The sequence below is a fragment of the Paramuribaculum intestinale genome, assembly GCF_003024925.1.
Classification (GTDB): Bacteria; Bacteroidota; Bacteroidia; order Bacteroidales; family Muribaculaceae; genus Paramuribaculum; species Paramuribaculum intestinale.
The window spans coordinates 1-5,151 of record NZ_PUED01000163.1; the positions used below are offsets into that span (position 1 = coordinate 1).

Consider the following 5,151-nt stretch of genomic DNA (forward strand, 5'->3'; position numbering starts at 1 on the left):
ATCTACCTCTATGGAGAGATCGGGGATTACGCCGATGTGCGGTGTGCGCATGTGGCCGCAGAGCTTATGGCCGCCGCACCGGGCGCCCGCATCGACCTCCGCATCAACTCCATCGGCGGCGAGGTCTACAGCGGCATTGCGATCTACAACGCCATCCGCAACAGCCGCGGCGATATACATATCTATGTCGACGGTGTAGCGGCCTCCATGGCCGGCGTAATCGCCCTTTGCGGGCGCCCGGTATCGATGAGCAAGTACGCGCGGCTGATGCTGCACAGCGTCAGCGGCGGCTGCTACGGCGACCGCAAGGAGCTGGAGCGCTGCCTGCAGGAGATCGCCGCGCTCGAGGACAGCCTGGCCGATATTATAGCCAAGCGCATCAATATCGAGCCGGAGGCGGTCAAGGCCAAATATTTTGACGGCGCCGACCACTGGATGACAGCCGAAGAGGCTCTTGCCGGACACTTTGTCGACTCGATATATGACGCCGATCCGATCGATGGCGACACGCCAGAGGATATATACACGATATTCAATAACCGCCTCCGCAAGCCGGAGGCTAAATCAAATGATATAATGGACCTTAAAGAGTTAAAAAAGCGTGCCCGTTTTGCCGCCTGTGCGGATGATAACGCGGCTCTCGTTGAGATCGACAAACTGGAGGCGGAGGCCGCGGAGTCAGCCTCTCTCAAAACCAAGGTAACCAACCTTGAGACAAAGCTGCAGGAGCAGGGGGCTGCCATCGAGGCCGCCAAAGCTGCGGAGCGCAAGGCGCTGCTCGACGCTGCACAGCGCGACGGCCGCATCAATGCCACAAACCGCCAGACATTTGAAAACATCCTCAAAACCAGTTTTGAGGACGGCAAGGCGGCGCTCGCATCGCTCAAGCCCCGCCGCAGCGTCATGCAGGATATTGTACTGAGCGGATCGTCGGCAGAGTCGACCGAGTGGCACAACAAGAGCTGGGATGAGCTCGACCGCGCCGGCCGCCTCATAGAGCTGCGCGACAGTGCGCCGGAGGTGTTTAAGGCCAAATTCCGCGAAAAATTTGGCCGTGAGCCAAACCTCTGATCAATCAAGTATATAACCAATAAATCAACCAAAAAAAATGGCAGTACAGAAAGAAATCTGGCTCTCGTCGATCGTGGGGCTGCTCTTTGCACAGAACAGCTTTATGGCCAAGGCCTTTAATGCCGACGAGTACGTAAATCAGGGCAAAACCGTGCACATACCGCAGGCGGGCGCGCCCTCCGGTGTCAAAAAAAACCGCGCCGAATTGCCCGCAAGCGTCAAGCAGCGCAAAGACTCCGATCTGACATTTGTGCTCGACGAGTACACCACCGATCCCGTGCATATCCCGCACGCCGACACTGTCGAGCTGTCGTATGACAAGCGCGAGAGCATCCTGCGCCAGGATAAGCTCAAGCTGCTCGACGAGGTGGCCAAGTCGTTTATCGCGGCATGGCTCCCGACTGACGCAGAGTGCACACTCAAGACCACCGGCAGAGCGGTCGACGCCCATACACCCTCCGCGACCGGCAAGCGCAAGGCGTTTACGGCAGACGATGTACTGGCCGCGATGACAGCGTTTAACGCCGCCGACATCCCGCAGGAGGGCCGCTATCTGTTGCTCGATGCACAGATGTACTCGCAGCTGCTCGCGAGCCTCACCAAGACAGAGGGCATGGCCTTTTTGGCGTGTGCCGACGCCGTTAACGGCGTAGTGGGCAAACTCCACAGTTTTAACGTGATGCTGCGCTCGACTGTGGCCGCCGTCGATGCTGACGGCGCTCTTGTCGCCGAGGCTGCCGCTACCGACTGCGCCGCCGCTCTGGCATGGCATGAGCAGAGCGTGTGCCGCGCCCTGGGTGAGGTCAAGATGTACAGCAATGAGGACGATCCGACCTACTACGGCGACATCTACTCATTTTTAGTGCGCGCCGGCGGCCGCCGTATGCGCAACGATGGGGCCGGAGTGCTCGCGATCGTACAGGACACCGTAGAGTAATCACCATGGCAAAGCTCAAATATCTCGTGTTGCACTGCACCGCCACGCCTGAGGGCCGTGAGGTCACCGCGGATGACATCCGCAGGTGGCACACAGCCCCGGTGGCGGCGGGCGGTCGGGGCTGGAGGCAGGTCGGATATACCGATCTGATCCACCTTGACGGCACGGTGGAGCGCCTTGTCGACAACAACGAGGATGCCAATGTGGATCCGTGGGAGATCACCAACGGCGCGGCAGGCTACAACTCTGTAAGCCGTCATGTCGCCTACGCCGGCGGATGCGCCCTCGATGGCAAGACGCCCGCAGACACCCGCACCGTCATGCAACGCAGTGCCATGGAGCGCTATGTGCGTGATTTTCACCGGCGCTTCCCATTGGTCCGCATCGTCGGGCATAATGAGCTCGCGGCCAAGGCGTGCCCGAGCTTTGACGTGCAGAGGTGGCTCAGGTCAATAGGTATCAACCAGTAATGCCAACGCTATGAGGTATGACCATAACAGACGTGATAGCCCTTGCCGGGAGCGGGGGTATAGTAGGGTTGGCCATCGGATTTGCGACACTCCGCGCCAAGATCCGGCAAGCCAACGCCGATGCGGAGTCCGCCAAAGCCCAAGCCCAAAAAGCGCGGGCAGAGGCCGAGACTATTAAGATAACCAATACAGAGTCAGCCACAAGGATACTGGTTGACAACCTGTTAAAACCAATTATAAAAGAATTAGATGAGACTCGTAACGAGGTCAAAAAATTGCGCGAGGCACTGGAGCGCGCTAACAATTGTCGCTATCATGCTGACTGCCCTGTGTTGCATGGGATGCACCAGCTCGCGGTCGCAGTCAAGGGAGATGGCCGCGGGGCAGGGATCGACAGAGCAGGAGGCGTCGACCACCATCACGCGCAAGCAGGTGAGGTTGACGCCGATACCGGCGGCAGTGGCATCCCTCCGCCTCGCGGCCGTGAGCCTCCCTGATCTGCCCGACGGACTCCCGTTGTCGATGCACAACGGCCGTGCGACCGTAACGGTCGAGCGCGACGGCGACAGTCTGATCGTGACAGCCACATGCGACTCACTGGAGCGTCAGATCGAGATTGTCGAGGAGGAGCTATGGCACACAAAACAGCAGGCAGAGGCTTACAGATCTCAGCTTGAGGAGTCGGTCAAACAGCGGTCAAACGGCGTTTGGCCGACGCTCAAATGGCTTTTTGCCGGGATAGCCGCCGGCGTAGTATTAACCATAACAACGACAAAGATATATGGCAGTATTAGACGGCGTTAACCTTATCCTGTCGATCGGCGGCAAGGCCCTGGCATTTTCGACGGGATGCAAGATCACGACGACCACGGAGACCGGCACGCGCCAGACCAAGGAGTCGGCCGCCGGCAAATGGCCGGAGAAATACGCAAAGAGCTTTAGCGAGGACATCTCGGCTGACGGCCTGACGATTACAAATGGCTCGGATAACATGCCCTCTTACGATCAGCTCAAAAAAATGCAGCTCACCGGCGAGCCGATCACGGCCTCGTACAGCGTGCGCGAGGGCGAGGGCCGCGAGGGTAAGGAATCCGGAGGTTATGCGGGCAAATACCTGATCACATCGCTCGAGCTCGACGGTCAGACCAATGACGACTCCAAATACAGTGTCAAGCTCGAGAGTCACGGACCGGTCAAGCCGATCAATGGCGGCCTCTCCGGCGGCGACGCGGCTCCGGCGGCAAATAAGTAATCTCAACAGGTGATAATCATGGCAAAATCAAAAAGCAACAAAGCGGCCGGCATGCCGGCCGGAGCGCCTCCGAGAGTGGAGCTGCGCCGCATAGTGATCGCCGGCAAGGAGTACCCCTGCCGCATAACCATGGGGGCCATGCTCCGCTTTAAGCGTGCGACCGGCCACGATGTGAGCAAGCTTGACTCCGGTAATATCGAGGAGTTGCTGACATTTGTACACTGCTGTATAGCGAGTGCGTGCAATGTCGACAGGATCGAGTTTGGCCTGACCGTGGAGGAGATGGCCGACAATCTCGAGCCGGACGCTCTCAATGCCTTTTACGACGGTATCTCCTCCCCCTCGGCCGGGGAGGCTGACACCGAAAAAAAAACAGTAGCCCCGGCGTAACCGAGCTGCTCGCGGTCGCGGTCGGCGAGATGGGTATGACCGTCGCCGATTTTTGCGAGCTGACGCCGGCGGAGTTTTCGGAGGCGCTGACAATACGCCAGCGCCTCCGGGAGTCCGGCGAGCGGGCGGAGTGGGAGCGGGCGCGCATGATGTGCATGTGCATACTCCAGCCCTACGCCAAAAATCCTCTCAAACCTACTGACGTCATGCAATTTCCGTGGGAAGCAGGAGAGAGAGGAGATACAGCGCGCCGGGCGCTCACGCATGAGGAGGAGATGGCCGAGTTTGAGCGCGCTAAAAAGGCATACGGATTAACCTGACAATAACGACAATGGCAAACAACAGCATCGACTTTGAGATCAGTATCAGGGATGCGGGGAGCGGCGCTCTCCGCACGGTGTCTGTTGCCGCCAAAAAGGCCGACGAGGCGATAGCGCAGATTACGCAGAGCGCCTCAAAAGCCGAGGGTGGTCTGCGCAATATGGCGGGCGCATCCATCGTGCTCGAGGCGGGCATCAAGTCCATACAGACGCTGCAGGGCGTGATCGGCGGTGCGATCAGCCAGTACAACTCGTTTGACACCGCGATGCGACGCGCCAATACAATGGCGCTGCAGTCTGGCGAGGCATACGACAAGATGCGCGGTCAGATCGTCAGCATGAGCCGGGAGATACCGCTGGTGCGCGATGAGCTTGCCAACGGACTCTACGAGGTGGTGTCAAACGGCGTGCCGGAGGACAACTGGATAGAGTTTCTGGACCGTTCCGCCCGCGCGGCCGTAGGCGGCTGCGCCGACCTCGGCACCACCGTCGGCACCACTGCGACGATCATCAAGACATACGGCCTCGCATGGGATCAGGCAACATCCGTGCAAGACAAGATGCAGATGACCGCCAAAAAGGGCAAGACAAGCATCGCGGAGCTTGGTCAGGCATTGCCACACGTCAGCGGCTCTGCCTCGCAGCTCGGCGTCGAGCTTGACGAGCTGATGGCGGTATTTGCGTCGACAACCGGCGTTACGGGCAACACCA

The 5,151-nt window shown here is 59.3% G+C and carries 8 protein-coding genes; all 8 read left to right on the forward strand.

Features of this window, described 5'->3' with window-relative positions; all coding sequences use genetic code 11:
* On the forward strand, positions 1–1,071 hold a 1,071-nt coding region (locus C5O24_RS10555; protein ID WP_107681800.1), incomplete at its 5' end, for a head maturation protease, ClpP-related.
* A 37-nt stretch (positions 1,072–1,108) separates the two neighbouring features.
* Positions 1,109–2,008 carry a hypothetical protein gene (locus C5O24_RS10560; protein WP_107036669.1) on the forward strand — a complete coding sequence of 300 codons (900 nt, stop codon included), beginning with the start codon at positions 1,109–1,111 and terminating at the stop codon, positions 2,006–2,008.
* Between the two features lie 5 nt (positions 2,009–2,013).
* Positions 2,014–2,478, forward strand: a complete 465-nt coding sequence (locus tag C5O24_RS10565; protein WP_107036668.1) for an N-acetylmuramoyl-L-alanine amidase — start codon at positions 2,014–2,016, stop codon at positions 2,476–2,478.
* A gap of 315 nt (positions 2,479–2,793) precedes the next feature.
* On the forward strand, positions 2,794–3,282 hold the full coding sequence (locus C5O24_RS13815) for a hypothetical protein (RefSeq protein ID WP_133165534.1): 489 nt from the start codon (positions 2,794–2,796) through the stop codon (positions 3,280–3,282).
* Complete coding sequence (locus C5O24_RS10575; protein WP_107036665.1) at positions 3,260–3,730, forward strand: phage tail tube protein; 471 nt, start codon at positions 3,260–3,262, stop codon at positions 3,728–3,730. Before C5O24_RS13815 ends, C5O24_RS10575 begins: the two co-directional genes overlap by 23 nt.
* 18 nt (positions 3,731–3,748) lie before the next feature.
* Positions 3,749–4,120, forward strand: a complete 372-nt coding sequence (locus C5O24_RS10580; RefSeq protein ID WP_107036664.1) for a hypothetical protein — start codon at positions 3,749–3,751, stop codon at positions 4,118–4,120.
* 35 nt (positions 4,121–4,155) lie between these two features.
* Entirely contained in the window at positions 4,156–4,440 is a 285-nt protein-coding gene (locus tag C5O24_RS10585) for a hypothetical protein (RefSeq protein WP_133165535.1), read from the forward strand.
* Between the two features lie 11 nt (positions 4,441–4,451).
* A partial coding sequence (locus tag C5O24_RS10590; protein WP_107681801.1) for a phage tail tape measure protein occupies positions 4,452–5,151 on the forward strand: 700 nt, incomplete at its 3' end.

Coding starts and splice junctions, on each gene's coding strand:
- C5O24_RS10560 (WP_107036669.1), top strand. CDS start 1,109: ATGGCAGTACAGAAAGAAATCTGGCTCTCGTCGATCGTGGGGCTGCTC.
- C5O24_RS10565 (WP_107036668.1), top strand. CDS start 2,014: ATGGCAAAGCTCAAATATCTCGTGTTGCACTGCACCGCCACGCCTGAG.
- C5O24_RS13815 (WP_133165534.1), top strand. CDS start 2,794: ATGCTGACTGCCCTGTGTTGCATGGGATGCACCAGCTCGCGGTCGCAG.
- C5O24_RS10575 (WP_107036665.1), top strand. CDS start 3,260: ATGGCAGTATTAGACGGCGTTAACCTTATCCTGTCGATCGGCGGCAAG.
- C5O24_RS10580 (WP_107036664.1), top strand. CDS start 3,749: ATGGCAAAATCAAAAAGCAACAAAGCGGCCGGCATGCCGGCCGGAGCG.
- C5O24_RS10585 (WP_133165535.1), top strand. CDS start 4,156: ATGACCGTCGCCGATTTTTGCGAGCTGACGCCGGCGGAGTTTTCGGAG.